Source organism: Elstera litoralis, assembly GCF_000963705.1.
Taxonomy (GTDB): Bacteria; Pseudomonadota; Alphaproteobacteria; order Elsterales; family Elsteraceae; genus Elstera; species Elstera litoralis.
On record NZ_LAJY01000664.1, the window covers coordinates 1 to 963 of the forward strand.

Consider the following 963-nt stretch of genomic DNA (forward strand, 5'->3'; position numbering starts at 1 on the left):
TATTTATGCAGCCGCATTTCCTGCGCCATCGGCTTATCCGGCCAGCGGATATGGACGCCATCGGGCGGCAACTCGAAATCGGTGGGGATAATCGGCAGGGCGCGCAGCGGATCGACATAGACCGAGGCGGAGCTATCGACCGATTCGGCAATCGTCTTCATACCGATCCACAGGCCGGAATAGCGGCTCATCGCCCAGCCCAGCATACCGTAATCGAGAATTTCCTGAACGCCCGCCGGGTTCAGCACCGGAATCGAGGCGTCCATAAAGGCATATTCGGACTGATGCGGCAGGGTGGAGGATTTGCAGGTGTGATCGTCCCCCGCCAGCACCAGCACGCCACCGTGTTTGGCGGTTCCGGCATTATTGGCGTGTTTGAACACGTCGCCCGAGCGGTCCACCCCCGGCCCCTTGCCGTACCAGATGGCAAAAACGCCATCGACCGTAGCATCGGGGAAGAGGTTCACCTGCTGCGAGCCCCACACGGCCGTCGCCGCCAGGTCTTCGTTCAGCCCCGGTTGAAAGCTAATGTCGCTTTTCTTCAGAAACTTCCGCGCATCCCACAGCGCCTTATCGAACCCACCCAAGGGCGAGCCGCGATAGCCGGAGATAAAGCCGCCGGTATTGAGCCCCGCTGCCCGGTCGCGCGCGCGCTGCATCATCGGCAGGCGCACCAGGCTTGCGTGCCGGTGAGGTAAATTCGGCCTTCAAGGGCGGTATATTTATCGTCCAAGCTGACGGACAAAAGCGCCTCTGCGCTCGATTGTGCCGGGAGTCCCATCGTCTGCTTCCCTTCCTCTGTATGTCCTAGCGCGCGGCTTGGGTTTTTTTATTTCTTTCAACTCTAGGCACGCCTGGGCAGCAGGACAATCGGCTGTTTGAGGGGGTCATAAAAAAGCAACGAAGCATCGCGTTGGCAGCGCTTCCCATGCACATTCGGCAGTTCAGGCCAGTGATTTTGTC

General features: G+C 59.6%; 1 pseudogene. It reads right to left on the bottom strand.

The features are described from left to right. Positions 1-781 (bottom strand): annotated as a pseudogene (locus tag VZ95_RS18770) (indolepyruvate ferredoxin oxidoreductase family protein); the annotation flags it as partial. Positions 782-963 lie beyond the last annotated feature (182 nt).